This window comes from Streptomyces sp. NPDC030995 (assembly GCF_055571215.1).
Window position 1 is genome coordinate 257,809 of sequence record NZ_JBVIFS010000003.1, and the last position, 23,647, is coordinate 281,455.

Below are 23,647 nucleotides of genomic sequence, written 5' to 3' on the forward strand. Positions count from 1 at the left end.
CGAGGCGACGATGACGCCCGGTGCTCGTTGTATGTGTCGAATGTGCGCCTTCTGAGGGCCCCTTCCTGAGCCTCGCGCCCCGAAGCGAGACCAGCCGCGCCGGCGCGTCACCCGCTGATGAACAGCACGGCTCGTTCCTGCCCCGCGCACGCGTCGACGCCATCGTTTTCTGACGGTTCGTCCCGTATCGCGTCCCCAGATGTTTGCCCCGTGCCCGGCACCCCGCTGCGCCGTGCACTCGACAGCGACGGAATTCCTGTGATCACCACATCGGGCCTCACGAAGGTCTACCAGTCCCGTGGCCGCGAGGTCACCGCCCTGGACGGAGTCGATCTCCACGTCCGCGAGGGCGAGGTCTACGGAGTCATCGGCCAGAGCGGCGCAGGCAAATCCTCCCTGATCCGCTGCGTGAACCTGCTGGAGCGCCCCACCACCGGCACCGTGAGCGTCGACGGAGTCGACCTCACCGCGCTCGCCGGCCGCGGCCGCCGCGCCGGCAAGGAGCTCCGCGAGGCCCGCAGCCGCATCGGCATGGTCTTCCAGCACTTCAACCTGCTGTCCTCGCGCACCGTGCAGGGCAACGTCGAGCTGCCCCTGGAGATCCTCGGGGTCTCCGGCCGCGAGCGCTCCCGCAAGGCGCTCGAACTCCTCGACCTCGTCGGCCTCGCCGACAAGGCCAAGGCCTACCCCACCCAGCTCTCCGGCGGCCAGAAGCAGCGAGTCGGCATCGCCCGCGCCCTGGCCGGCGACCCCAAGGTGCTGCTCTCCGACGAGGCCACCAGCGCGCTGGACCCCGAAACCACCCGCTCCATCCTCACGCTGCTGCGCGACCTGAACCGGCAGCTCGGCCTCACCGTGCTGCTCATCACGCACGAGATGGACGTGGTCAAGACCGTCTGCGACTCGGCCGCGCTGATGAAGAACGGGCGGATCATCGAGTCCGGCACCGTCGCCGAGCTGCTCGCCACCCCGGGCTCCGAGCTCGCCGGTGAACTCTTCCCGGTCACCGGCGCCGCCACCGGCCCCGACCGCACGGTCGTCGACGTCACCTTCCACGGAGAAGCCGCCGTCCGGCCGGTCATCTCGCAGCTCGCGCGCACGTACAACATCGACATCTCGATCCTCGGCGCCGCGATGGACACCGTCGCCGGCCGGCAGATCGGCCGGATGCGCATCGAGCTGCCCGGCCGCTACGAGGACAACGTCGTGCCGGTCGGCTTCCTGCGCGAGCAGGGCCTCCAGGTCGACGTCGTCGACGACGAGATCGACGCGATCGACGACGAACTGGCCGCACTGGTCAAGGATGGTGCCAAGTGACCTGGTCCGAGATGCAGCCCCTGCTCACCCAGGGCACGTACGACACCTTCTACATGGTCCTGTGGGCCACCGTGGTCACCCTCATCGGCGGACTGCCGCTCGGCGTTCTGCTGGTCCTGACCGACAAGGGCGGACTGCTGCAGAACCGTCCCGTCAACAAGGTCGTCGGCCAGATCGTGAACATCGGCCGCTCGATGCCGTTCATCATCCTGCTGATCTGGATGATTCCGGTCACCACGTGGGTGATCGGGGTCCTGACCCCGATACCCACCTACATCGGGCCCACCGCGATGATCGTGCCACTCTCCGTCGGCGCCATCCCCTTCTTCGCCCGTTTGGTCGAGACCTCCGTCCGCGAAGTGGACCACGGTCTGGTCGAGGCCGCCCAGGCGATGGGCGGCGGCATCCCCACCATCGTGTGGAAGGTGCTGTTGCCGCAGGCCCTGCCCTCGCTGATCTCCGGCCTCACCACTACCGTCATCGCCCTCATCGGCTACTCGGCCCTGGCCGGCGCGGTCGGCGGCGGCGGACTCGGCACCCTGGCCGTCACCTACGGCTACCAGCGCTTCGAAGGCGACTTCATGCTCGCCACGGTGGTCGTGCTGGTCGCGATGGTCACCGCCATCCAGCTGATCGGCGACGGCGCGGTACGACTCCTCGCGCGCCGCGGCCGGGCGGCCTGAACAGACTTTCTCCCCCCATAGCCCGCACTTGTCGTGCTCGGGCGTAGTCCGCACCACCAAGAAAGAGGCACTCTTCGTGCGCAAGAACATCAAGGTCACCGCTGTCGCCGCCGCATCCGCCGCGCTCGCCCTGGGCCTCACCGCCTGCGGCAGCTCCTCCGACCCGGCCGCCAAGAAGGCCGACGGCACGACCGACACCAACGCCGCGCTCGTCGTGGCGGCGTCCCCCACTCCGCACGCGGACATCCTCAAGTTCGTCAAGGACAACCTGGCGGCAAAGGAGGGGCTCAAGCTGGACGTCAAGGAGTTCACCGACTACGTCCTGCCGAACAAGGCCACCCAGGACGGCCAGGTCGACGCCAACTACTTCCAGCACAAGCCGTACCTCGACGACTTCAACGCGAAGAACGGCACCACCATCGCGCCGGTCGTCAACGTGCACTTGGAGCCGCTCGGCCTCTACTCCAAGAAGGTCAAGGGCCTGGCGGACATCAAGTCCGGCCAGACCATCGCCGTCCCCAACGACAACACCAACGAGGGCCGCGCGCTGCACCTGCTCGCGAACAACGGTCTGATCACCCTCAAGGACGGCGTGGGCGCCACCGCCAAGCTGTCCGACATCGCCGACGCCAAGGGCCTGAAGTTCAAGGAGCTGGAGGCCGCCACGCTGCCCCGCGCCCTGTCCGACGTCGACGCGGCCGTGATCAACGGCAACTACGCCATCGAGGCCGACCTCAAGCCCGCCACGGACGCCCTGGCGCTGGAGAAGGCCGAGGGCAACCCGTACGCCAACTTCCTCGCCGTGAAGAAGGGCAACGAGAACGACCCGCGGATCCAGAAGCTCGCCAAGCTCCTGAACTCCGACGAGGTCAAGAAGTTCATCGAGGACAAGTACCAGGGCTCGGTCATCCCGGCCTTCGGCGCCCCGAAGTCCTGACCCACGGCTGATTTCCGGCCCCGCACCCCTCCACAGGCGTGCGGGGCTCAGGGCCTGCCTCTTGGACCATGCGCCCGGCATGGTCCAAGAGGCAGGCCCTAACTCTGCCCGGTTCCGGGCAACCCGGCCATGCGCTTCCCGCGGCCCATGCTGCATGCTGTGGCCTAAGACCCACGCAAACAGTCCAGCAACGGCATGGAGCTGCGCATGACTACCACCTTCCCGGACGTCACCATCAGCACGGACCGGCTGGTGCTGCGCTCCTTCGAGGAAGAGGACGTCACCGCGCTCACCGAGATGATGAACGACGAGAACGTCACCGCCTGGACCTCCGTGCCGCACCCCTACACCCAGGCCGACGCCCACGGATTCGCCACCCGGCACTCCCACGCCGAACGCACCGAGGGCCGCGGAATCGTCTTCGCCGTCACCGAGTTCCTCACCCAGCGCCTCGTCGGCATCGTCCACCTCCAGAACACCAACTGGCGCACCCGCGCCACCGAGGTCGGCTACGTCACCGCCCCCTGGGCACGCGGCGAGGGCTACGCCAGCGAGTCCGTCCTCGCCGTCGCCCAGTGGCTCTTCCGCGACCAGGGCTTCGAGCGCCTCGAACTGCGCACCGCCGCCGACAACACCGCCTCCCAGCAGGTCGCCCAGAAGATCGGCTGCATCAGCGAAGGCGTCCTGCGCAACGCGTGGATAGTGCGCACGCAGACGGCCGACGGCGGCTGGACCGACACCCGCACCGACCTCATCGTCTGGAGCCTCGTCCCCGAGGACCTCGACGACGGCGACGGGTACGACGGCTACGACGGGTACGACAACTACGCCGGCAGCAGCGGCTTCGGGCACCCGGCCGACGCGAACGGCTACGCCGTCGGCGCCGACTGGTCCTGAACCGATGACCGGGTAGTCTCACCGTGCCCGACCCCCTCGACGAAGCTTCGCCCCCCACACCAGGAGACTGACGACGATGGCCGACCGGGTCACGGTGATCGGCTGGGACGGTTCGCCCCTGACCGCGGCCGCCCGGTCAGCGCTCTCCGCCGCCACCCTGGTGGCCGGCGCCGCCCACCACCTCGCCCTCCCCGAAGTCCCGCCCGCCGCCGAACGCATCCGCCTCGGCAGCGTCGGCCTCGCCGCCCGCCGCATCGCCGGCCACCGCGGCACCGCGGTCGTCTTCGCCGACGGGGACCCCGGCTTCTTCGGCGTCGTACGCACCCTGCGCGCCCCCGAGCACGGCCTGGAGGTCGAGGTCGTCCCGGCCGTCTCCTCCGTCGCCGCCGCCTTCGCCCGCGCCGGCATGCCCTGGGACGACGCCCAGGTCGTCGTCGCCCACCCCCGCACCCTGCGCCGCGCCGTCAACGTCTGCCGTGCCCACGCCAAGGTCGCCGTCCTCACCTCGCCCGGCGCCGGCCCCGCCGAACTCGCACTGCTCCTCGGCGGGATCCACCGCACCTTCGTCATCTGCGAGGAACTCGGCACGGACCGCGAACAGGTGAGCGTCCTCACCTCCGACAAGGCGGCCGACCACAGCTGGCGCGACCCGAACGTCGTCATCGTCATCGGCGGCGCGGGACAGGCCCCCGCCGCCGACCCCGGCTGGCTCCTCGGCCAGAGCGCCGCCCACTCGGCCGACCGCGGCTGGGCCCGGCCGCAGGCCGACACCGGCGCCGGCGCAGGGGAGGGGGAGTCGGCGCAGCTCCGGGCGGCCCAGCTCGCCCGCCTCGGTCCGCGCACCGGCGACCTCGTCTGGGACATCGGCGCCGGCTCCGGCGGCGTGGCCGTGGACGCCGCCGCCCTCGGCGCCGCCGTCATCGCGGTGGACGCCGACCCGGACGCCTGCGCCCGCGTAACTGCCGCCGCCCGCAAGCGAGGAGTACAGCTCCAGGTCGTCGCCGGACGCGCACCGCACGTACTGGAGGACCTGCCCGAGCCCGACGTCGTCCGCGTCGGCGGCGGGGGAGCCGCGGTCGTCGCGGCCGTCGCCGACCGCCGCCCCGAACGGATCGTCAGCCACGCCTCCACGCGCGACGAGGCCGAGGCCATCGGCAGGGTACTCACCGAACACGGGTACGCCGTCGAGTGCGCACTGCTCCAGTCCGTCGGCCTGGACCCCCGCACCTGGGCCGAACAGGACCGTTCCGTCGTGTTCCTCCTGGCGGCAGAACGCCCCGTGACCCGCTGATTCGAGGCCGGGGGTAGGCTGGCCGATCGTCGTACTGCCTCGGACGATTCGGGCATCGCGACACCGCCGGGACGCGCGACGTGGCGCAGTCCACAGAGGACCGTGGCGGTTATGGCCGCCACGATGGCTAACGGGCGCGACAATGCTTACTGGTTGTCGTGAAGGCGTATGCGAGGCGAACTCCATCACACGCCAACCCCGCAGGAACACTCCGTCCGGCGGCCCTGTGGGCGACCGGGCGATCGAAGAGGCAACACCGATGGGCGAGGGGTAAGCATGACTGACACCGGCCAGGTCCCGGGCGAGGGTCTCCCGGACAACGCGGGCATGGTGGATCAGCAGGGCATCCCCGCTCCGGTCCAGATCCCGGCACCGATTCCCGCTGGCTACGCCTTCCAGGACCTCATGGACAACCCGGCCGAGCCGGAGGACGAGGAACTGCTGCTGATGCCGAGCGGCCAGGGCGCGTGGAGCGACCCGCAGGTCGTCCCGCCGGCCCCCGCCTTCCCGGCCTACGGCGCAGAGCAGGCCTACCCCGAGGCCCCGGTGTACACCGAGCCGGCCGCGTACCCCGAGTTCCCCTCCTACGGCGCGGGCGCCCACGAGGCGGGCGGCCGTGACTCCGGCGCGCTCGACCTCGGCGGACTCGTCGTCCCGCCGCCCGCCGCCCCCACGGCCCCGGTGGCCCCCGCGGCCCCCGTCCGGCGCCCGCTGCACATGGGCCCGCCCATGCCCGAGGCCACCGGCGGAGTCGTACGGTCCCTCGCGGACCGGGGCCCCGCCGCCGCGCCGGCACCCGCGCGCCAGCCCGGTCCGCCCACCGCGGGTCCCGAGTACCTGGACATCCCGGCGGCCCCCGCCCCGCAGCTGTCCGAGATCCCGCCGCAGGCCGGCGCCCCGTGGACCCCGGAACCGCCGCTCGCGGAGCAGCCGCAGCCCGTGGCGCAGGACGCCCCGGCCCCCGAGCCGGAGCCGCAGCCGGACTTCGCCCCGGAGCCCGCGCCGGAGGCCCCCGCGGCGCAGGCCGAGCCGGAGCCGCTCCCGGCGGCCCCGGTGGCAGTGGAGCTCCCGGCCGAGCCCGTGGCCCTGCCGGTGGAGCCCGCCCCGCTCCCGGCCGAGCCGGTGGCCGTCGCCGCACAGCCGCCGGCCCAGCCCGCCGAACCCGGGCCCGTAGCCGTCGAAGCGCAGCCCGAGCCGGTCCCGGCCGAGCCCCTGCCGGTTCCCGCCGAGCCGGTTCTCTCCGAGCCGGTTCTCTCCGAGCCGACGCCCGCCGAGCCGGTAGCCGCCGAGGCCCTGCTCCCGGTGGCCGAGCCGGTCGAGCCCGTACCGGCCGAAGCCCTGGCCGTCGTGGCGGAGCCGGTGGTCGAGCCCGTCGCGGAGGCACTGGCCGAACCGGTCACGCCCGTACTCGCCGAGGCGCAGCCCCAGGCGGCCGAGCCGGCGCAGCCCGAGGCGGCCGGTCCCACCGGGCCCGCCGCGGGCGACGCGCCGCAGCCCGAGCCGCTCGTCCCCGCCGAGCCCGCCGCGGGCGAGCCGGTCGAGGCACAGCCCGAGGCGGCGGCTCCGGCCGCCCAGCCCGAGCCCGCCGCAGGCGAAGCGGTCGAGCCGGTCGAGCAGGTCGAGCCGCTCCTCGCCGCCGAGCCCGCCGCGGGCGACGAGGCAGTCGTCCCGGCCGAGGCCGCCGCGGGCGAGGCCGCCCCCGGTTACGCGGACGCCGAGCGCGAGGCCGTCCTGCGCGTCATGCGCGAGCGCCGCGACATCCGCAAGGGCTTCCGTACCGACCCGATCCCGCACGAGGTGCTGCTCCGCGTCCTGGAGGCGGCCCACACCGCGCCCAGCGTCGGCCACTCCCAGCCCTGGGACTTCGTCGTCATCCGCTCCGGCGAGACCCGCCGCACGATGCACGAGCTCGCCCAGCGCCAGCGCGAGGCCTACGCCAACTCGCTGCCCAAGGCCCGGGCCAAGCAGTTCAAGGAACTCAAGATCGAGGCCATCCTCGACACCCCGGTGAACATCGTCGTCACCGCCGACCCCACCCGCGGCGGCCGCCACACCCTCGGCCGGCACACCCAGCCGCAGATGGCCCCGTACTCCTCGGCCCTCGCCGTCGAGAACCTCTGGCTCGCCGCGCGCGCCGAAGGCCTCGGCGTCGGCTGGGTCAGCTTCTTCGACGAGCGCGAGATGGTCCGCGAGCTGGGCCTGCCGGAGCACCTGGAGGTCGTCGCGTACCTGTGCGTCGGCTACGTCGACGAGTTCCCGGAGGAGCCCGAGCTGGCCCAGGCCGGCTGGTCCCAGCGCCGGCCGCTCTCGTGGGTCGTCCACGAGGAGACGTACGGGCGCCGCGCGCTGCCCGGCGAGGAGCCGCACGACCTCCTCTCGGAGACGGTCGCCAGCATCCGCCCGCTCGACGCGAAGGCGCTCGGCGAGGCGTGGGAGCGGCAGAAGCGCATGACCAAGCCCGCCGGGGCCCTGGGCATGCTCGAAATCATCTCCGCGCAGCTGGCCGGCCTCTCCCGGGTCTGCCCGCCGCCGATCCCGGAGCCCGCGGCCGTGGCGATCTTCGCCGGTGACCACGGCGTGCACGCCCAGGGCGTCACCCCGTGGCCGCAGGAGGTCACCACCCAGATGGTGGCCAACTTCCTGGGCGGCGGAGCGGTCTGCAACGCCTTCGCCAACCAGGTGGGCGCCGAGGTCTGCGTGATCGACGTCGGTGTCGCGGGGGACCTTCCCGCGACCCCCGGCCTGCTGCCGCGCAAGGTCCGCCCGGGCACGGCCGACCTCTCCACCGGCCCCGCGATGACCCGCGAGGAAGCGATCGCCGCGATCGAGGTCGGCATCGAGACGGCCCGCGACCTGGTCGCGGCGGGCAACAAGGCCCTGCTCACGGGCGAGATGGGCATCGCGAACACCACGGTCTCCGCGGCCCTCATCTCCGTGTTCACCGGGGTCGACCCGGCGGAGGTCACCGGCCGCGGCACGGGCATCAACGACGAGACCCACGCCCGCAAGGTCGAGGTCGTGCGCCGCGCCCTGGAGCTCCACCAGCCGGACCCGGCGGACCCGATCGGCGTCCTGGCGGCCATCGGCGGCCTGGAGCACGCGGCGATCGTCGGCCTCCTGCTCGGCGGCGCGTCGCTGCGCACCCCGGTGATCCTGGACGGCGTCAGCGCGGGAGCCGCCGCCCTGGTGGCCCGCGCCATCGCCCCGGAGTCCCTGTCGGCCTGCATCGCGGGCCACCGCAGCGCGGAGCCGGGCCACGTGGCGGCCCTGAACAAGCTCGGCCTGCGCCCCCTGGTCGACCTGGACCTCCGCCTCGGCGAGGGCACGGGCGCCCTCCTGGCCCTCCCGCTGGTCCAGAGCGCGGCCCGCGCGATGCACGAGGTCGCCACCTTCGACTCGGCGGGCGTCACGGAGAAGTAGCCCGGACCGGGCCGGCCCGGGTCGGGAAGCCGCCTTCGCCCGGGCGGGGTCCCGGCCCCGAGGCCGATCCCCGGGGGCGGGGGTGGCTTCGGGGTGGGGTGGGGCCCCTCCGGGACGTCTCCTCGGCTCGCGAACCCCGAGCCGGACCGGCCCGCTGATCGGCGGTGGGTTCGCTCGACCTGCGGGGACGTCCCGGAGTGTCCCCACCCCACGGCAGAGCCCATTCAGCCTCGCCGGCGTTTGAGGCGCGGGGTCCGGGGCGGAGCCCCGGGAGGGCGGGCGCAGCCCCGTCCGCGCTACGGACCGGCCCGCGCCGTATGGTGGACCCGCACAAGAAACCGCACGTCAGCACCGCACTCGCACCCCGCCGCTCCAAAGCCGCAGCGGCAAGACAGAACGACTGCCGCATCAGGAGCGCACCGCCATGGCCGAACACCCCGCGTACCCCGTCGGTCTCCGACTCGCCGGTCGCCGCGTCGTCGTCATCGGCGGCGGCCAGGTCGCCCAGCGCCGCCTGCCCGCCCTCGTCGCGGCCGGCGCCGATGTGCTGCTGATCTCGCCCTCCGCCACCCCGTCGGTGGACGCGATGGCCGAGACCGGCGAGATCCGCTGGGAGCGCCGCCGGTACGAGGACGGCGACCTCGCCGACGCCTGGTACGCGCTCATCGCCACCCAGAACCGCGAGGCCAACGAGCGCGCCTCCGCCGAGGCCGAGCGCGAGCGCGTCTGGTGCGTGCGCGCCGACGACGCCTCCGCCGCCACCGCCTGGACCCCGGCCACCGGCCGCATCGAGGGCGTCACCGTCGCCGTGCTGACGGGCAACGACCCCCGCCGCTCCGCCGCCGTCCGCGACGCCATCGTCGAGGGCCTGCGCGACGGCACCCTCGCCGCCCCGGCCCACCGCCACAAGTCCACCCCCGGCGTCTCCCTCGTCGGCGGCGGCCCCGGCGACCCCGACCTCATCACCGTGCGCGGCCGCCGCCTCCTCGCCGAGGCCGATGTCGTCATCGCCGACCGGCTCGGCCCCCGCGACCTGCTCGACGAGCTCCCCCCGCACGTCGAGGTCATCGACGCCGCGAAGATCCCGTACGGCCGTTTCATGGCCCAGGAGGCCATCAACAACGCCCTGATCGAGCACGCCAAGGCCGGCAAGGCCGTGGTCCGGCTCAAGGGCGGGGACCCGTACGTCTTCGGCCGTGGCATGGAGGAGCTCCAGGCGCTGGCGCAGGAGGGGATCCCGTGCACCGTCGTGCCGGGGATCTCCAGCTCCATCTCGGTGCCCGGCGCCGCCGGCATCCCGGTGACACACCGGGGTGTGGCGCACGAGTTCACCGTGGTCAGCGGGCACGTCGGGCCCGACGACCCGCGCTCGCTCGTGGACTGGGCCTCCCTCGCCAAGCTCACCGGCACCCTGGTGATCCTCATGGGCGTCGACAAGATCGGCCTGATCGCCGAGGCGCTGGTCCGTCACGGACGCTCGCCCGAGACACCGGTCGCGGTCATCCAGGAGGGCACCACCGCCACCCAGCGCCGGGTGGACGCCACCCTCGCCACGGTCGGCGAGACGGTCCGCGCCGAGGAGATCCGCCCGCCCGCGGTCATCGTCATCGGCGAGGTCGTCCGCGTCGGCTCCCCGAGCGCCCCCACCACCAGCGCCTGACAGGCCGTTGGCTTCGCACCCAGGACAAGGCAGTATCACCCTGTGGCTGATCTCATCACCATCGAAGACCCCGACGACCCGCGCCTGCGCGACTACACGGGCCTGACCGACGTCGAACTCCGGCGCAGGCGCGAGCCCGCGGAAGGCCTCTTCATCGCCGAGGGCGAGAAGGTCATCAGACGTGCCAAGGACGCCGGGTACGAGATGCGCTCGATGCTGCTCTCCGCCAAGTGGGTCGACGTCATGCGCGACGTCATCGACGAACTCCCGGCCCCGGTCTACGCCGTCAGCCCCGAGCTCGCCGAACGCGTCACCGGCTACCACGTGCACCGCGGGGCCCTCGCCTCCATGCAGCGCAAGCCGCTGCCCACGGCGGAGGAACTGCTCGCCACGACCCGCCGCGTGGTCATCATGGAAGCGGTCAACGACCACACCAACATCGGGGCCATCTTCCGCAGCGCCGCCGCCCTCGGCATGGACGCGGTGCTGCTGTCGCCCGACTGCGCGGACCCGCTCTACCGCCGCTCGGTGAAGGTCTCCATGGGTGCGGTGTTCTCCGTCCCCTACGCCCGACTGGAGGCCTGGCCCAAGAGCCTGGATTCGGTGCGCGAGGCGGGCTTCAAGCTGCTCGCCCTCACCCCGCACCAGAAGGCCTCGCCGATCGACGTGGCCGCGCCGCAGTCCCTGGAACGGGTCGCGCTGATGCTCGGCGCCGAGGGGGACGGCCTGTCCACGCAGGCGCTGGTCGCCGCCGACGAGTGGGTACGGATCCCCATGGCGCACGGTGTGGACTCGCTGAACGTGGGCGCCGCTGCCGCGGTGGCCTTCTACGCGGTGGCCCAGGGCCGCGAAGCCGGGCAGTAGCCGGGCGCGGACAGGAGGGGGGCGGGCCCACGGGGTCCGCCCCCCTCCTCCTGTCAGAGCTTCTGCGCCGCCGCGATGCCCAGCGCCACGATCAGCGTCACCACCACGAACACGATCAGCCGCTGCCGCATCAGCTTCGGGTCCGGCCGCGAAGGCCGCCGCCCCGTCCCCGTCGTACGGGGTGCCGGGCGGCCGCCCGTACGCCCCGCCGTCGGCCGCGAGGACGGGCCACCGGGGACCCTCGGGTTGCGCGGGGACGAGGGCCGCGAGTGCGGTCCGCTCTGCGGCGCCTGGCCCTGCCCGTGCGGCCGGGGCGCGGGGGTGCCGCCCGTACGACGCTCCGTGTACGGCTCGGCCAGCCGCCCCGTCGGCCGCTCGGTGCGGGCCCGCTGCGCCGGCGGGCGCCCGTCGGAGAGACCCTGCGCCTCGCGGGCCGCGATCTCCTTGAGCCGCATCGACAGCTGGAGCGTGCTGGGCCGCTCCTCGGGGTCCTTGGCCAGGCAGGCCTGTACGAGGGGCGCCAGCGCGTCCGGGACCCCCTGGAGGTGGGGCTCCTCGTGCACCACGCGGTACAGCATGACCTCGGAACTGCCGTGCCCGAAGGGCGAGTCGGCGGTCGCCGCGTAGGCCAGGGTGGCGCCGAGGGCGAAGACGTCGGTGGCCGGCGTGACGGCGGCGCCGCGCACCTGCTCGGGCGCGAGGAAGCCGGGGGAGCCGACCGCCGTACCCACGTGGGTGAGGGTGCTCGCGCCGGTGGCCCAGGCGATCCCGAAGTCGATGATCCGCGGGCCCTTGGGGGACAGGAGGATGTTCGAGGGCTTGAGGTCCCGGTGGACGACTCCCGCCTCGTGCACGGCGACCAGACCCTCGGAGAGCGCGGCGCCGATCGCGGCGATCTGTGCGGCCGTCAGGGGGCCCTCCTCGGCCACCTTGTCGTGCAGCGAGGGCCCGGGCACGTACTGGGTGGCGAACCAGGGCCGTTCGGCCTCCAGGTCAGCCGCCACCAGGCGTGCGGTGCACCCGCCGCGGATCCGCCGGGCGGCGGACACCTCGCGGGCGAACCGCGAGCGGAACTCCTGGTCCTCGGCCAGATCCGGCCGGATGACCTTGAGCGCGACGCGCTGCCCGCGCCGGTCCGAGCCCAGGTAGACCACGCCCATGCCGCCGGCACCGAGCCGTCGGTGCAGTCTGAACGAGCCGACGACACGCGGGTCCTCGCGCCGGAGCCGCATCATCGCCATGTCCACCCCGCTGACCGGTCGTCCTGTTGACCTGGCACAGCTTACGGACCATCCGGCATGCGCGCTCAGAGGCCGCGCCCTCGCCGGAGGATTCGATTGTCAGTGCGGCACAGCACACTTGAGGGAGCCTCAGTGAAAATCCGCGATGGCGCAGCGGAGCCGGCCCGCACGCCCAAACGGCCCTTCCGGCAAGGGGATTGAGGCCTCCGGGCGGGCCGGCTCCCGCCAACGTGCGGCCGTGCGCCGCCCACACCCGAGTCGATCTTGCCGGTGTCCCGTGGACGGACACGCATCAACAGGGAGTGACGAAAGTGAGCGAAGTCACTACCCTCCGGTCATCCCCTCCGGGAAGACCCCGACAGCGGATGAGCGATCTCCACCCAGGGGAGTACGCGGGGGAGGCCCCGTCATCCTCCCGGAGGCCCGGCAAGGGGTACGAAGGCATGAGGCCAGGAACGTTGAGCCCGCCTAGTGTTGAGGACAAGCGGCGGGTGACGTGCCCCTCCCCCGAGGTCAAAAGCCCGCCGCTTCCAAACGACAGGGAGAGGACCATGGCGGACATCGCCCGGCAGGGACGCAAGGCATTCGCGTTCAACGGCCATGAGTCCGGCACGCGTCACCCACTGGTGGCCGCGGCCATGGTGCTCCCCCTGGCCGCCGTACTGCTCTTCCTCTTCGGAGGCTTCGATCAGCTGGCGGCACAGGCGTCGTCCGTAGGCGTGATGCTGGGGCGCTGAGCGGCGCCCCAGGCCCGGGAGAGCGGCCCGGGCCAAGACATCATCCTGTCGAACCCCGTGGGGACGGGGGCGCGACGGACGGACGGCAGGTGAAGGGTGCTGCCCGTACGACTGGGGAGTCGGACGGGCAGCACCCTTTTTCGAACCTCTCGCAGGCCCGTCCCCGTGGACGTCCCCGTGCCCGCTGGCCCGGACGGGGGGAACGCGAAAGCCCCGGCCGTGGAGACGGCCGGGGCTTCGGGCTGTGCGCGATACTGGGATTGAACCAGTGACCTCTTCCGTGTCAGGGAAGCGCTCTCCCGCTGAGCTAATCGCGCGGGAACGGCTATCAAGCCGCAGGTCAAGCAGGTGGTGCAGGTGCTGCGTGCGCGATACTGGGATTGAACCAGTGACCTCTTCCGTGTCAGGGAAGCGCTCTCCCGCTGAGCTAATCGCGCGGGGATCCTTGCGGATCAGTGGACGATACTGGGATTGAACCAGTGACCTCTTCCGTGTCAGGGAAGCGCTCTCCCGCTGAGCTAATCGTCCTTGGAGGTGGAGACGGGATTTGAACCCGTGTAGACGGCTTTGCAGGCCGTTGCCTCGCCTCTCGGCCACTCCACCATGGAGCTGCAGGGGTTCTCGGGAAGAAATCCCCCACTTCGAGCGGACGACGAGACTCGAACTCGCGACATCCACCTTGGCAAGGTGGTGCTCTACCAACTGAGCTACGTCCGCAGGTCACCGTGTTCACTCCGGGGTTTTCCCCCTTCGCTCCCTGGCGACGTGTTGAACTCTAGCGGATTCCGGGGCCAGCTCAAAAACGCGTTTCCGCAGCGTGCTGCCGCTCGATCACCACAGGTCACCCGGCCGTCACCGCACCGGCGCCGCCGCGTCACCGGTCATAGACTCGCAGCCGTGCACGACCTGCCCCCCATGGCCCGCTTCGGCGGCCTCCTCGCGACCGACCTCCGAGACGTCACCAGTGATCCCGGTGCCCTCGACTCCACCGGCTTCTGGGCGGTGGCCGCCGACTTCGAAGGGCGGCTCGTCTGCGCGCGCTTCGGCGACGTACGCCCCGACCCCGTCCCCACGCCCGTCCCCGGTGCCTGGCGCGGACCCGAGGCCGACCAGTGGACCTCCTCGCTCGACCGCGCTGCGTACGTCGACGGCGTCCGCCGCATCCGCGAGCACATCGCCGCCGGTGAGGTCTACCAGGCCAATCTGTGCCGCGTGATGTCCGCGCCGCTGCCCCACCCGGACCGTGCCGACGTCGACGCCCTCACGGCGCTCCTGGCGCGCGGCAACCCCGCGCCCTATGCAGGAACGATTCGGCTGGCCGCGCACGGCGTGGAGATCGCCACCGCATCCCCGGAGCTCTACCTGCGCCGGGCCGGCCGCCACATCGAATCCGGCCCCATCAAGGGCACCGGACGCACCGTCGCCGACCTGCTCCCCAAGGACCACGCCGAGAACGTGATGATCGTGGACCTCGTACGCAACGACCTCGGCCGGGTCTGCGCCACGGGCTCCGTCACCGTCCCCGAGCTGTGCGCCGTCGAGGAGCACCCGGGCCTGGTCCACCTCGTCTCCACCGTCAGCGGCGAGCTCGCCGACGGCGCCGGCTGGCCCGAGCTGCTCGCCGCCACCTTCCCGCCCGGCTCCGTCACCGGCGCGCCCAAGTCCTCCGCCCTGCGGATCATCGAGGCCCTGGAGACCGCCCCGCGCGGCCCCTACTGCGGAGGAATCGGCTGGGTCGACGCCGACCGGGGAACCGCCGAGCTCGCCGTGGGCATCCGTACCTTCTGGATCGACCGCGAGGCCCCCGGTGGCCCCAGCCTGCTCTTCGGCACCGGAGCCGGGATCACCTGGGGCTCCGATCCCGACCGCGAGTGGGCGGAGACCGAGCTGAAGGCAGCCCGCCTGCTGAGGGTGGCCGCGGGCCGAGAGACGACCGCCACCCGGGCGGCGAACGGCACCATAGGACGAACGGCACCATAGGAAAGGCGCACGATGAGAATCTGGCTCGACGGAACGCTGCGAGACGTGCACGACGCCAAGGTGTCCGTCTTCGACCACGGGCTGACCGTGGGCGACGGCGTCTTCGAGACGCTGAAGGCGGAGCGCGGCCGGGCCTTCGCGCTCACCCGCCACCTGGAGCGGCTGACCCGCTCGTCCCGGGGCCTCGGCCTCCCGGACCCCGACCTCGACGAGGTGCGCCGGGCCTGCGCGGCCGTACTGGAGGCCAACCCGATGGAGCACGGGCGGCTGCGCGTCACCTACACCGGCGGAGTCTCCCCGCTCGGCTCCGATCGCGGTGACGCCGGGACCACCCTGATCGTCGCCGCCGTGGAGTCCCCCCGCCGCCCCGACACCACCGAGGTCGTCACGGTGGACTGGGTCCGCAACGAGCGCTCCGCCGTGGCCGGCCTGAAGAGCACCTCGTACGCCGAGAACGTGGTCGCGCTCGCCGCCGCCCACCGGGCCGGGGCCTCCGAGGCGCTCCTCGCCAACACCGTCGGCCGGCTCTGCGAGGGCACGGGCTCCAACGTCTTCGTCGTGCTCGACGGCGAGCTGCACACCCCGCCCCTGACCTCCGGCTGCCTGGCCGGCATCACCCGGGCCCTCGTCGTCGAATGGGCCGGCGCCAAGGAGACCGACCTGCCCTTCGAGGCGCTGGAGCAGGCCGAGGAGATCTTCCTGACCTCCTCGCTGCGCGATGTCCAGGCGGTCCTGCGGGTCGACTCCCGTGAGCTGGGGACCGCCCCGGGACCGGTCACGGCCGAGGCGATGCGGATCTTCGAAGCGAAGGCCGGTGCGGACCTGGATCCGTGAGCACCAGTGACGCGGAGCCGCGGGGCAGGTAGAACACCAAGTGATGACCACCACCCTGCGGCCCGCACAGCCGCTCCAGGAGAACAGTGACGGCACCCGATCCCGGACCTACGAGGTCCGGGTGAACAGCCGGCACGTCGGCACCCTCGAACTGGCCACCCGGTCCGCCGCCCAGCCCGGGATCGGCGTGATCCGGGAGCTGTGGATCGACGAACCGGACCGCCGGCGCGGCCGCGGCACGGTCGCCGCGCTCGCCGCCGAGGAAGTGCTGCGCTCCTGGCGCTGCACCGGCGTCGCCGTGTCGGTACCCGCCGACGCGGCGCCCGCCCTGCGCATGGCCACGGCCCTCGGCTACCGGGAGACCGGGCGGGTCATGATCAAGGAACTGGCCGCCGGACCGCCCGCGCTCCCCGCGGGCAGCTCCGGCCGCCCGATGACGCAGGCCGAGTTCGACGCCTGGCTGGAGCTCGCCGTCGTGGAGTACGCCCCCCGCCTCGTCGCCCCGGGCATGACCGCCGAGCAGGGCGTGGCCGCCTCCCGCGCCGAGCACGCCGAGATGCTGCCGGCCGGCCGGGACACCCCCGGCACGGCCCTCCTCGTGGTGGAGACGCCGCAGGACGGGATCCTGGGCAGCGTGTGGGTCGGGGAGCGCGAACTGCCCGGCCTCGGCAGCGTCCCGTACGTGTACGACGTCCGGGTCGCGCCCGAACACCGGGGGCAGGGGCACGGCCGGACCCTCATGCTGCTGGCCGAGCGCGCCGCGCTGGCCGCCGGCGGCCGCCTCCTGGGCCTGTACGTGGTCGAGGGCAACACCCCGGCCCGGCGGCTCTACGAGTCGCTCGGGTACCGGGACACCACGGTGAACGCCGTCAAGGAGCTGATCTAGGCCCAGGCCCAGGACCAGGCCCAGGACCGGCCCCGGGCCTCAGGAGGCGAGCAGGCGGTCGGCGATCTCCTCGATGCGGGCGCGCAGGCCGTCCTGGCTCTTGCCGCCGTCGAGGCGTTCGCCGCCGATCACGTACGTCGGGGTGCCGGTCACGCCGATGGCCTTGCCCTCGGCCTGGTCGGCGTCGACGATCAGGATGTGCCGCCCGTCGATCAGGGCGGTGTCGAATTCCTCCACGTCGAGATCCAGTGCACGCGCCACGTCCAGCAGCACCGCCTCGCCGCGCTCACCCAGCTCCGCGGTACGCGCCAGCACCGCCTCCGCGTACGGCCAGCCCCGCCCCTGCTCGACGGCCTCCTCGGCGGCCTGCGCCGCGGCGAAGGAGTGCTTGTGCTTCTCCAGGGGGAAGTGGCGCAGCCGGATGTCCAGCCGGTCGCCGTAGCGGGCCCGCAGGGCGCGTACGTCGTCCAGAGCGCTGTGGCAGTCCGGGCACTGGAGTTCGCACCAGACGTCGAGGATCACGGGATCGGTCATACCGACATTCTCCCAGCCACCGCCCACCCCACCGACCGGCAAGACACCCCCTGGGGAGGAGGCGAACCCCGAGATGTCCCCGAGATCCGTGCGGGAGGGCCCCTCGACCTGGCCCCTGCGGCGCCGGGCGGTGCAGGATGGATGGGGACAGATCGCCCAGCCGCCCAGAGCCCGGAGGACCGCATGCTTGCCGAGACCATTTGCTCCGCGGTGTCCGCGGCGGGCCTGGGCATCGCCGCGCTGACCGCCTACCGCAAGCGCTTCCTGTCCGCCGCGCGGATCGCCGCGTACGCGCTCGTGCCGGTCGGCCTCGTGATGACGGGCGTCGTGGATTGGGTGTCCGGGATGGTCTTCAAGCCGACCGTCTGGGCCGGCTTCGGACTGCTGGCACTGGCCTGGCTGCTCTTCGTCACCACCCGCGCCATCGAGCGCCGCGGCCTCGGCAAGGCCGAGAAGCCCGCGAAGAAGGTCAAGGGGAGCGCTGCCCCCGAGGCCGTCGCCCCGGCCGCCTCCGCGCCGTCGCTCGGCGCCGCCGGAGCCGGCGTACGCCCCGAGCCCAAGGCGCACGGGAAGGCGCCGGCCGCCGCTCCCGGGGACGACTTCTCCGACATCGAGGCCATCCTCAAGAAGCACGGCATCTGACCCCGGAGCCCCCAGGTCCACAAGATCGGGCGAACTACCGCGCCGATGTTGGCGTGTTGACGGACGCGCGGCGGCCCGCTGCGCCATCATCGCCCCGACATGCTCGAGACATCACCGACCGACTCCTCGGTTCCCGCGCCGGTACCCGCCCCTGCTGCCGAGGAGCCGCGAGGCTGTCTCTTCGCGCTCTCCCAGCCACCCCTGATGATCTTCCTAGCGGTGATCGGCATCCTGCTGCTGCTCGCCGCCGTGCACGACCTCTTCGTGCTCTGACGCCCCCGCGTCGGCCTCCTTGCGCCGGGCCCGGTACGCGGCCACGTGCAGCCGGTTCCCGCAGGTCCGGCTGTCGCAGTAGCGTCGGGAACGGTTCCGGGACAGGTCCACGAAGGCACGCCGGCAGTCCGGGGCCTCGCAGCGGCGCAGCCGTTCCTCCTCGCCGGAGACCACGATGAAGGCCAGTGCCATGCCGCCGTCGGCCGCCAAGTGGTCGCCCACCGACGCGCCCGGCGCGAAGTAGTGCACGTGCCAGTCGTAGCCGTCGTGGTCGGTCAGCTGCGGGGTCGTGCCGGCCGTCGCCACGAGCTCGTTGATCAGTACGGCCGCCGCACGGGGGTTCGGTGCCGCGAACACCTGGGCGAATTTGGAGCGCACGGTCCGGACGCCGGCCAGGTCGCGGGCGCCCAGCTCGCCGACGTCGCTGATCGCGTACTCCTGGACGAAGGAGCGCAGCTCGCTGATGTCCGAGAGTCCGTCGGGCTGGTCCGCCTCGGCCGCGGTGTTCACCAGCGCGACGACGACGTCGAGCGCGCGTCGAGTGTCGTGGGGGATCTGCACGGGGTCTCCCTCAGGGGCCGGGCCTGCGGCGACGGACCGCTGCCGCCGCTGCCGCCCGACTCTAGCGGGTCTCGCAAAGCACACCGGCGCCGTCCTCGCGGGTGGCTTCCGCGGGAACAGCGCCGGCACTGCCGTATGTGGTTGTCCGCGTCGCACCGTCGCCCCGAGTCGGACGGTGTCGAGCGGCTGTAGGCCTGGCTCAGCTTTCGGCCAGGATGTGGGAGAGCTCCTTGTCGAGGTCGAAGTGCCGGTGCTCGGTCCCTGGTGGGACCGCGGCGTCCGTCCGCTTGAGGAACGACTCGAGTGCTCGGGCGGGTGCTTCGAGCAGCGCTTCTCCCTCCGGTGAGCTCAGGGCGATGCAGACGACGCCCTGACCGTGGCTGCGGGACGGCCAGACGCGGACGTCGCCGGTACCGGTGGGCCGGTGGAGGCCCTCCGCGAGGAGGTCGCGGGCGAATACCCATTCGACCGTCTCCTCGGCGCCGGTGTGGAAGGTGGCGTGCACGGCGTAGGGGTCGGCCGTGTCATACCGCAGGCCCGCGGGAACAGGCAGTGAGGACTCGCTCGACACAACGAGGCGCAGGTGCAGCTCGCAGCTGACCGTGGTGTTCATAAGCGCCAGGGCCTTTCGCTCAGTGTGCGCTCGGGGATTCGCACGTCGGCGAAATCGACATGCCACCTACGGTGCCGTTGTAAACCCCTCTGACCGTTTTGCGGACCTCTGGGTCCCTCGGACGGCGGATCCAAACCACCATTCACGTGTGCTTCGCGCTCCGGTAGATTCGACCTCATGAATACGGGGAGTGACCGCGGGGCCAACGAGTCCGCCGCCGACGACGAATCCACTGCGGAAGCCGCGGCCGAAGCGCCGCACGTATCGAAGGCGCCCGCCTTCATCAAGGCGAGCAAGGGCCTGCACCTCAGCTGGCAGGTCGGCGTCTTCGTCGTCGGCCTGGCCGTGATCGCCGCCGGTGTCGCCATGCTCGTGCTGCCCGGCCCCGGCTGGGTCGCGATCTTCGCGGGCCTGGCGATCTGGGCCACCGAGTTCGCCTGGGCCCACCTCGTGCTGCGCTGGACCAAGCGCAAGGTCACCGAGGCCGCGCAGAAGGCGCTCGACCCGAAGGTCCGCCGCCGCAACATCATCCTGACCAGCGTGGGCCTCGTCATCGCGGGCGCCCTGATCGGCTTCTACCTGTGGAAGTACGGGCTCGTCCTGCCCTGGAACCTCAAGGACCAGTGATGGTCAAAGAGCACCGCTGACATGCGGTAATGTTTGCGGTGCGTCCGGGCGATTAGCTCAGTGGGAGAGCACTTCGTTCACACCGAAGGGGTCACTGGTTCGAACCCAGTATCGCCCACCCGGACCAGAGGCCCGGAGACTTTCACAGTCTCCGGGCCTCTGGCGTTGGCCCGCTCTCAGCCAGGCCTCGGCCCGCCCTCAGCCGAGCCTCCCGATGGCGTCCCGCAGCCGGCGCGCGTCGCGCAGCCGCTTCTCGTACGTCGCCCCCACCGCCAGCAGCAGCAGGCCCGCCAGGGCCGGCGGCACCCAGCGCGGGAGCGCCCCCGCGACCTGCACCACGTACGGGGCCAGCTCGTGCAGCGCCACCGCCGCCAGCACCGCCCCGCCCAGCAGCAGCGGGGCCTGGAGCCGTCGGCGGGCGCCCGTCAGGGTCACCGCCAGCGCGGCCACGCCCAGCAGCAGCGGGCGGGTCCAGTCCGGGTCGCCCCAGGCCGCGAGCAGGCTCGGCAGCAGGGTCGCCGCCAGGCCGGGGCCGTACGCCGTCCAGGACGACGCCTGCGGGTCCCTGCGGCGGCGCAGCAGGCCCACCGCCAGGGCGGGCACCGTCACCGGCAGGGTGTACGCCTCCGGCGCCGTGACCCCGGCCTCGGCCAGCCGGACCCAGGTCGCCGCCACGAACAGCGCCCCCGACGCCCAGCCCAGCACGCGCCGGTCCGGCCGTACCGCCGACCCCGCGCAGATCACCCCGGCCAGCGCCAAGGCCAGCGCCAGCGTCCCGGCCCGCCCGGCCGACAGGGCCACCGCCAGGGCGCCGGACACGGCCGCCGCGATCTCGGCGGGGAGCCGTACGCCGCCCAGCCGCGGACCGAGCGCCGCCACCAGCGCCGGGACCGCGAGCACCGGCAGCGCCCACCAGACCACCGCGAGGTCCGTCACCGCGCCCACCGCCACCAGCACCCCCGTGGTGTACCCGACGGCGCACACGGCGGCGCCGGAACGGGCCCACAGCGGGGCGCGCCCGTACGCCGCCGCCGCGGCGCAGCCCGCGCCCAGCAGCCCCCAGACCGCGAAGGTCGACGTCCGGCCGTCCAGCGCCCCCAGGGACACGTTCGCGGCGCCCGTCAGCGCGCACGCGGCGGCCGCGATCCCGGCTCCGCGGGCGGGGGAGCGCAGGGCGAGGAACCCCGCCGCGCCCGTCACCGCCAGCTGAGCGGCGAACACCGCCGCCACCGGGAAGCCGAGCAGCACCGGGGCCGTGAACAGCCCCGACCAGGCCAGCACCACCGAGACCACCCCGGGCTCCGGCCGGGCCAGCGCGCGGGACAGCCACCAGGCCGCCCCCGCCGTCACCAGCAGGGCCAGCGGAACCGCCGCCCCCGGCCAGAACGGATCGCGGGCCGGGCTGGTCACCGCCCACACCTCGTCCAGCACCCGGACCCGGGCCAGCAGCGTCGGCGCCACCGCCGACATCGCCGACAGGGCCGCCAGGGCGGCCACCACCGCCCCGGCCAGGGCCAGCCCGCGCTTCACCGCCTCCGGGAGCCTGCGGAGCCGTACGACCGCCAGCAGCGGCAGGGCCACCAGCAGGTGCACCACCACCGACCAAGCCGGATCCAGGTGCGGCCGGGCCACACCGCCCAGCGCCACCACCGCCGCCAGGCCGCCCGCCAGGGCCGCCGCCGAGGCGCGCGGCTCGCGCCAGGCCGCCGCCGTGCCCAGGGCCGCGCCCGCCAGCAGCAGGACCGCCGGCGCCAGCGCCTGCGCCGCCGAAGCGGCCGACCAGGACTGGGACACCCCGAACAGCAGCGCCCCCGCGCCCAGTACGGCCGCCGGGATCGCCGCCGTCCGGACCCGCAGCGCGAGCGCCGCGTCCAGCCCCGCCGTCGCCAGCAGCGCCCAGCCGAGCTCCAGCGGGCCTCCCTGCGCGGCCAGCGCCGCAAGCGGCAGCGGGAACTGCGCCGCCAGCACCGCCGCCGGCAGCGGGATCCGCAGCGTGCGCAGCCCCAGCCCGTACCCGGCCCACACCGCCGCCAGCACCGCGGCCGCGCCCGCCGCGTACCCGGTGCCGTCGGCGTCCGGCATCCCGACCGCGTACAGCGCGTACGCGTCCAGCACCGTCAGCAGCAGCCCCACCGCGGCGACCGACTCCGCCGTCGACCGCAGCCCGCGGCGCAGCAGCAGGACGGGTGCGCCCAGCGCCGCCGCCGTCACCACGGCCAGCACCGCCGAACGCCCGGCGATCCCCATCGACCCCCAGCTGACCAGCGTGAACGCCAGCGCGGCAACGGCCAGCAGTACCGCGCCCAGGGCGAGCAGCACGTTCTGCGCGCTCGGGGCGGAGGTCTCCTTCGACGGAGTGGCGGCCGTGGCGGGCCACCGGCCGACGGCCGGGGCGGCGGGTCCGGACTGCTGGAGGAACCGCAGCAGCCAGTCCCGGCGGGTCAGCAAATACAGTCGCCGGGCATCGAGTTGGACCAGCTCACGGTCGATGAGCGCCAGCTCCTCGGCCGGCGGCACAGGCATGTTCATAGTCCGCAGTGTGGCGCCGGTCACGCAGTCAGGACATGGGCGTGCGTACTCAGATGCGTCTGAGTACGCCCCGGCCGGGGAAGCGGTTTGAACCAGCCGCAGGCCTTCTGTATTGTTCGGTGCGTTCCCGGGCGATTAGCTCAGCGGGAGAGCACTTCGTTCACACCGAAGGGGTCACTGGTTCGATCCCAGTATCGCCCACCGGGACAGGCCGGTCCGTCGCAAGACGGACCGGCCTTCCGCATGTACGGGGTCCCGATGTACGGGGTCCCGCGCCGACGACCGGAACTACGCCGCCGTCGACAGGTCCGGCCGCAGCGGCCAGTGCGGATCCACCGACTCCGGCGTCCCCTGGCGGGCGAACCACGCCTGCAGCCCGCGCGCCTGCGCCGCGTGCCACACCGCCTGGAGCGTGTGCAGTTCGGCCGGGGTCAGCCGCTCCAGCCGCGCCGCGAACCGGCGGCCCACCGCCCGTACGAGCTCCAGCGAGGCCAGCGCGTCCGCCGCCGCGTCGTGCGCGGCCTCCAGCTCGATCCCGTAGTGAGCGCACAGGTCCGTCAGCGTCCGGCGGCCCTTGCGGTAGCGGTCCAGGTGCTTGTCCAGCACCCGCGGGTCCAGCACCGTCAGCGGCCGGTTCTCCAGGTACCGCGACAGCGAGGACGCCCGGTGCCGGCGCAACTCCCGGTCCAGCAGCGTCAGATCGAACGGCGCGTTCATCACGACCACCGGCCGCCCGGCCATCTGCTGCTCCCCGAGCGCGCGGGCTATCTCCTCCACCACCGGCGCCGGCCAGCGCCCGTGGCGCTGCAAGTGCTCGTCGGTGAGCCCGTGCACTTCCGTCGCGCCAGGGGGCACCGGGATGCCGGGATTGACCAGCCAGCGGGTGGTGCGGACCCGGCCGCCCGCACACTCCTGCACGATGAGCGCGGCGGACACGATCCGGTCCTGCTCGACGTCCACCCCGGTCGTCTCGGTGTCGAATGCGGCCAGCGGGCCCTCGTACCAGCGTGTCATGGCGAACTCCTCGTCCCCGATCGGCAGATGGGGCACATCCGGGCGCCGCCGCCTCGGAACGTGCCGTCCATGCCCGAAGCGGTGATACCCGGGCTGTTTGCCCCGTA

21 protein-coding genes and 7 tRNA genes are annotated in these 23,647 nt (G+C 73.1%); 17 read left to right on the forward strand and 11 right to left on the reverse strand.

What is annotated here, in order from left to right:
- Positions 1-258: 258 nt before the first annotated feature.
- From ACZ45T_RS07415 to ACZ45T_RS07450, 8 genes are all read left to right on the forward strand, one after another.
- A complete protein-coding gene (locus ACZ45T_RS07415; protein ID WP_468438736.1) occupies positions 259-1,317 on the forward strand; it encodes a methionine ABC transporter ATP-binding protein in 1,059 nt (352 codons plus the stop codon).
- Positions 1,314-2,000 carry a methionine ABC transporter permease gene (locus tag ACZ45T_RS07420; protein WP_468438393.1) on the forward strand — a complete coding sequence of 229 codons (687 nt, stop codon included), beginning with the start codon at positions 1,314-1,316 and terminating at the stop codon, positions 1,998-2,000. Before ACZ45T_RS07415 ends, ACZ45T_RS07420 begins: the two co-directional genes overlap by 4 nt.
- 76 nt (positions 2,001-2,076) lie before the next feature.
- A complete protein-coding gene (locus ACZ45T_RS07425) occupies positions 2,077-2,937 on the forward strand; it encodes a MetQ/NlpA family ABC transporter substrate-binding protein (RefSeq protein WP_468438395.1) in 861 nt (286 codons plus the stop codon).
- A gap of 207 nt (positions 2,938-3,144) precedes the next feature.
- Entirely contained in the window at positions 3,145-3,834 is a 690-nt protein-coding gene (locus ACZ45T_RS07430; protein ID WP_468438397.1) for a GNAT family N-acetyltransferase, read from the forward strand.
- Between the two features lie 76 nt (positions 3,835-3,910).
- Positions 3,911-5,125, forward strand: a complete 1,215-nt coding sequence (cbiE, locus tag ACZ45T_RS07435; protein WP_468438399.1) for a precorrin-6y C5,15-methyltransferase (decarboxylating) subunit CbiE — start codon at positions 3,911-3,913, stop codon at positions 5,123-5,125.
- A 276-nt stretch (positions 5,126-5,401) separates the two neighbouring features.
- Positions 5,402-8,545: a nicotinate-nucleotide--dimethylbenzimidazole phosphoribosyltransferase gene (gene cobT, locus ACZ45T_RS07440; RefSeq protein WP_468438400.1), complete on the forward strand. Its 3,144-nt coding sequence runs from the start codon at positions 5,402-5,404 to the stop codon at positions 8,543-8,545.
- Positions 8,546-8,969: 424 nt separating this feature from the next.
- Positions 8,970-10,205, forward strand: coding sequence for a uroporphyrinogen-III C-methyltransferase (cobA, locus tag ACZ45T_RS07445; RefSeq protein ID WP_468438402.1), 1,236 nt, complete (start codon positions 8,970-8,972; stop codon positions 10,203-10,205).
- Positions 10,206-10,247: 42 nt separating this feature from the next.
- The gene (locus ACZ45T_RS07450) at positions 10,248-11,069 is read left to right on the forward strand and encodes a TrmH family RNA methyltransferase (RefSeq protein ID WP_468438404.1); all 822 of its coding nucleotides are present in this window, start codon (positions 10,248-10,250) and stop codon (positions 11,067-11,069) included.
- A gap of 53 nt (positions 11,070-11,122) precedes the next feature.
- Here ACZ45T_RS07450 and ACZ45T_RS07455 read toward each other — a convergent pair whose 3' ends face one another.
- Positions 11,123-12,310: a serine/threonine-protein kinase gene (locus ACZ45T_RS07455; protein WP_468438405.1), complete on the reverse strand. Its 1,188-nt coding sequence runs from the start codon at positions 12,308-12,310 to the stop codon at positions 11,123-11,125.
- Between the two features lie 551 nt (positions 12,311-12,861).
- Between ACZ45T_RS07455 and ACZ45T_RS07460 the strand changes: the two genes are divergently transcribed.
- On the forward strand, positions 12,862-13,047 hold the full coding sequence (locus tag ACZ45T_RS07460) for a hypothetical protein (RefSeq protein WP_327261602.1): 186 nt from the start codon (positions 12,862-12,864) through the stop codon (positions 13,045-13,047).
- 245 nt (positions 13,048-13,292) lie between these two features.
- On the opposite strand, the gene ACZ45T_RS07465 is transcribed toward ACZ45T_RS07460, so the two are convergent.
- The 5 genes from ACZ45T_RS07465 to ACZ45T_RS07485 form a co-directional block, all read right to left on the reverse strand.
- Positions 13,293-13,364: transfer RNA gene (locus tag ACZ45T_RS07465), tRNA-Val, on the reverse strand.
- 48 nt (positions 13,365-13,412) lie between these two features.
- Positions 13,413-13,484: transfer RNA gene (locus ACZ45T_RS07470), tRNA-Val, on the reverse strand.
- Between the two features lie 19 nt (positions 13,485-13,503).
- Positions 13,504-13,575: transfer RNA gene (locus ACZ45T_RS07475), tRNA-Val, on the reverse strand.
- Position 13,576: 1 nt separating this feature from the next.
- Positions 13,577-13,650: transfer RNA gene (locus tag ACZ45T_RS07480), tRNA-Cys, on the reverse strand.
- A 41-nt stretch (positions 13,651-13,691) separates the two neighbouring features.
- Positions 13,692-13,764 (reverse strand) — tRNA-Gly (locus ACZ45T_RS07485).
- A gap of 180 nt (positions 13,765-13,944) precedes the next feature.
- On the opposite strand from ACZ45T_RS07485, the gene ACZ45T_RS07490 reads away from it, so the two are divergent.
- The 3 genes from ACZ45T_RS07490 to ACZ45T_RS07500 are packed head-to-tail and all read left to right on the forward strand — an operon-like array spanning position 13,945 to position 16,747.
- A complete protein-coding gene (locus ACZ45T_RS07490; RefSeq protein ID WP_468438407.1) occupies positions 13,945-15,027 on the forward strand; it encodes a chorismate-binding protein in 1,083 nt (360 codons plus the stop codon).
- Positions 15,028-15,039: 12 nt separating this feature from the next.
- Entirely contained in the window at positions 15,040-15,861 is an 822-nt protein-coding gene (locus ACZ45T_RS07495) for an aminotransferase class IV (RefSeq protein WP_468438409.1), read from the forward strand.
- 43 nt (positions 15,862-15,904) lie between these two features.
- Positions 15,905-16,747, forward strand: coding sequence for a GNAT family N-acetyltransferase (locus ACZ45T_RS07500; RefSeq protein ID WP_468438411.1), 843 nt, complete (start codon positions 15,905-15,907; stop codon positions 16,745-16,747).
- Positions 16,748-16,786: 39 nt separating this feature from the next.
- Here ACZ45T_RS07500 and ACZ45T_RS07505 read toward each other — a convergent pair whose 3' ends face one another.
- Positions 16,787-17,281, reverse strand: a complete 495-nt coding sequence (locus tag ACZ45T_RS07505; protein WP_468438412.1) for a DsbA family protein — start codon at positions 17,279-17,281, stop codon at positions 16,787-16,789.
- 183 nt (positions 17,282-17,464) lie between these two features.
- Between ACZ45T_RS07505 and ACZ45T_RS07510 the strand changes: the two genes are divergently transcribed.
- Together ACZ45T_RS07510 and ACZ45T_RS07515 are read left to right on the forward strand one after the other, a co-directional pair.
- On the forward strand, positions 17,465-17,923 hold the full coding sequence (locus tag ACZ45T_RS07510) for a hypothetical protein (protein ID WP_468438414.1): 459 nt from the start codon (positions 17,465-17,467) through the stop codon (positions 17,921-17,923).
- Positions 17,924-18,022: 99 nt separating this feature from the next.
- Positions 18,023-18,196 carry a hypothetical protein gene (locus tag ACZ45T_RS07515; protein WP_468438416.1) on the forward strand — a complete coding sequence of 58 codons (174 nt, stop codon included), beginning with the start codon at positions 18,023-18,025 and terminating at the stop codon, positions 18,194-18,196.
- On the opposite strand, the gene ACZ45T_RS07520 is transcribed toward ACZ45T_RS07515, so the two are convergent.
- Positions 18,137-18,757, reverse strand: coding sequence for a CGNR zinc finger domain-containing protein (locus ACZ45T_RS07520; protein WP_468438418.1), 621 nt, complete (start codon positions 18,755-18,757; stop codon positions 18,137-18,139). The two genes, ACZ45T_RS07515 and ACZ45T_RS07520, sit on opposite strands and share 60 nt — an antisense overlap.
- Before the next feature lie 199 nt (positions 18,758-18,956).
- Entirely contained in the window at positions 18,957-19,370 is a 414-nt protein-coding gene (locus ACZ45T_RS07525) for an SsgA family sporulation/cell division regulator (protein ID WP_030011909.1), read from the reverse strand.
- Positions 19,371-19,547: 177 nt separating this feature from the next.
- Here ACZ45T_RS07525 and ACZ45T_RS07530 point away from each other — a divergent pair, with 177 nt between their 5' ends.
- Entirely contained in the window at positions 19,548-19,997 is a 450-nt protein-coding gene (locus ACZ45T_RS07530) for a TIGR02611 family protein (RefSeq protein WP_468438420.1), read from the forward strand.
- Between the two features lie 46 nt (positions 19,998-20,043).
- Positions 20,044-20,115: transfer RNA gene (locus ACZ45T_RS07535), tRNA-Val, on the forward strand.
- 80 nt (positions 20,116-20,195) lie between these two features.
- Here the strand turns inward: ACZ45T_RS07535 and ACZ45T_RS07540 are convergent.
- Complete coding sequence (locus tag ACZ45T_RS07540) at positions 20,196-22,526, reverse strand: SCO7613 C-terminal domain-containing membrane protein (protein ID WP_468438422.1); 2,331 nt, start codon at positions 22,524-22,526, stop codon at positions 20,196-20,198.
- A gap of 129 nt (positions 22,527-22,655) precedes the next feature.
- Between ACZ45T_RS07540 and ACZ45T_RS07545 the strand changes: the two genes are divergently transcribed.
- Positions 22,656-22,727: transfer RNA gene (locus tag ACZ45T_RS07545), tRNA-Val, on the forward strand.
- Positions 22,728-22,814: 87 nt separating this feature from the next.
- Here ACZ45T_RS07545 and ACZ45T_RS07550 read toward each other — a convergent pair.
- Positions 22,815-23,540: an exonuclease domain-containing protein gene (locus ACZ45T_RS07550; protein WP_468438424.1), complete on the reverse strand. Its 726-nt coding sequence runs from the start codon at positions 23,538-23,540 to the stop codon at positions 22,815-22,817.
- Between the last annotated feature and the right edge of the window lie 107 nt (positions 23,541-23,647).

Bases quoted from the DNA above. Each gene is read 5' to 3' on its own strand.
- ACZ45T_RS07430 (WP_468438397.1), top strand. From the start codon at position 3,145: ATGACTACCACCTTCCCGGACGTCACCATCAGCACGGACCGGCTGGTG.
- cbiE (WP_468438399.1), top strand. From the start codon at position 3,911: ATGGCCGACCGGGTCACGGTGATCGGCTGGGACGGTTCGCCCCTGACC.
- cobT (WP_468438400.1), top strand. From the start codon at position 5,402: ATGACTGACACCGGCCAGGTCCCGGGCGAGGGTCTCCCGGACAACGCG.
- cobA (WP_468438402.1), top strand. From the start codon at position 8,970: ATGGCCGAACACCCCGCGTACCCCGTCGGTCTCCGACTCGCCGGTCGC.
- ACZ45T_RS07455 (WP_468438405.1), bottom strand. From the start codon at position 12,310: ATGGCGATGATGCGGCTCCGGCGCGAGGACCCGCGTGTCGTCGGCTCG.
- ACZ45T_RS07460 (WP_327261602.1), top strand. From the start codon at position 12,862: ATGGCGGACATCGCCCGGCAGGGACGCAAGGCATTCGCGTTCAACGGC.
- ACZ45T_RS07495 (WP_468438409.1), top strand. From the start codon at position 15,040: ATGAGAATCTGGCTCGACGGAACGCTGCGAGACGTGCACGACGCCAAG.
- ACZ45T_RS07500 (WP_468438411.1), top strand. From the start codon at position 15,905: ATGACCACCACCCTGCGGCCCGCACAGCCGCTCCAGGAGAACAGTGAC.
- ACZ45T_RS07505 (WP_468438412.1), bottom strand. From the start codon at position 17,281: ATGACCGATCCCGTGATCCTCGACGTCTGGTGCGAACTCCAGTGCCCG.
- ACZ45T_RS07510 (WP_468438414.1), top strand. From the start codon at position 17,465: ATGCTTGCCGAGACCATTTGCTCCGCGGTGTCCGCGGCGGGCCTGGGC.
- ACZ45T_RS07515 (WP_468438416.1), top strand. From the start codon at position 18,023: ATGCTCGAGACATCACCGACCGACTCCTCGGTTCCCGCGCCGGTACCC.
- ACZ45T_RS07525 (WP_030011909.1), bottom strand. From the start codon at position 19,370: ATGAACACCACGGTCAGCTGCGAGCTGCACCTGCGCCTCGTTGTGTCG.
- ACZ45T_RS07530 (WP_468438420.1), top strand. From the start codon at position 19,548: ATGAATACGGGGAGTGACCGCGGGGCCAACGAGTCCGCCGCCGACGAC.
- ACZ45T_RS07540 (WP_468438422.1), bottom strand. From the start codon at position 22,526: ATGAACATGCCTGTGCCGCCGGCCGAGGAGCTGGCGCTCATCGACCGT.
- ACZ45T_RS07550 (WP_468438424.1), bottom strand. From the start codon at position 23,540: ATGACACGCTGGTACGAGGGCCCGCTGGCCGCATTCGACACCGAGACG.